This window comes from Mucilaginibacter sp. P4_G9 (assembly GCF_056400985.1).
Genome location: NZ_JBFUKF010000781.1, coordinates 1 through 1,202 on the forward strand (window position 1 = coordinate 1; position 1,202 = coordinate 1,202).

At 36.9% G+C, this 1,202-nt stretch carries 2 protein-coding genes; both read right to left on the minus strand.

The window, feature by feature from the left end; translation table 11 throughout:
• The coding region (locus tag AC1DPZ_RS27600) for a glycosyltransferase family 9 protein (protein WP_477409546.1) at positions 1-270 on the minus strand (270 nt) is incomplete at its 3' end.
• 170 nt (positions 271-440) lie between these two features.
• On the minus strand, positions 441-1,175 hold the full coding sequence (locus AC1DPZ_RS27605) for a hypothetical protein (RefSeq protein WP_477409548.1): 735 nt from the start codon (positions 1,173-1,175) through the stop codon (positions 441-443).
• Positions 1,176-1,202: the final 27 nt, after the last annotated feature.

Genomic DNA, 1,202 nt, shown 5'->3' on the forward strand with positions numbered 1-1,202 from the left:
AATAATAGCATCTATATTTTTATCTTTTAAATAAAGGACCTGTTCATTTTGCGGCAGTTTTTTTATTTCATCATAATTAATAAAAGTATCAACAGCGGTACATGTATTTATTATTGGCTGAGTGTATGTACGGCCCAAAAAGGAAACAACTGCTCCCGGAATCAACTCTTTTATATAGGCCGCCATTGGCAGAGTTAGTACCACATCGCCAATAGCGTCTGTCCGGCTTATTAGAATATGCTGTGTTTCTATTTTTTTAAATGAGGGCATTGTCGCAAACTTTAGCAATATAAAACCTGTACAAGTGCAATAATAAAGATAATATTGCCTTAGCTTAAACAGAACATGATTTTTAATGCTTCTCCTTAAAAAAAGGCAAAAAAAAACCCGCGATATGCAGGCTTTTTAGGTTGATAATTACTAATTTTTTTTAATTGTTATTAATAAGCGAAACTAATACCACCGTTCTGTGGAGATGTTGTGTACAATTTAAACAAGCTTCCATAGTTAGGGCTTTGTGCACCTCCAAAAGTACGTGAATCAGCTAAATTTACTGTAGCAAGAGTACCATTACCATTTAAGCCGTCGGCGATTATAGCAAGGTCCCCATCTACGGTAAGCACTAACATTGTATTTCTGGGGTTTTGGGCACCACATTTAAAATAATATGTTTGTGACTCAAAAACAGCCGCATTATTAGCCGTATTATATACCACCAAATTAAGATCGCTTTGTAACGACACCCTTGTTGAGATACCATATTTGTTAGTTGCCCACAATACTTTCCTGGTAGCAGTAACATACACCACTAAATTTCCATCAGTTTGATTATCAAACTCATAGGCACCAGCACGCCAGGTGCCCTTCGGGAGGGTAATGTTAGGTATAGAAGACGAAGCCGGGAACCGGCCTATTATAGTATAATAGCTTGGCGAGAAAGGGGTAGTACTATATGCCTGTGAATAAGCACATGACACACTGTTAATAGTTTTCGGCCTTCCGGTTTTAACAGAATCCGCGCTAACTACACTACCATTAACAGAATCGGCACCATACGTTTTGAATGGATTTACTTTAGCTACAACAATAGCGTTTTTAGTAGTTATATTAGCGTTTTGATTTTTGGAGCAGCCACAAGCTAAGAGCATCGCGGATACAAAAAGGATTTTTTTCATAAGGTTTATAGATTTAAAGTATTATCA

What these genes read in the sequence shown, in the direction of transcription:
- AC1DPZ_RS27605 (WP_477409548.1), bottom strand. Translation starts at nt 1,175, where the DNA reads ATGAAAAAAATCCTTTTTGTATCCGCGATGCTCTTAGCTTGTGGCTGC.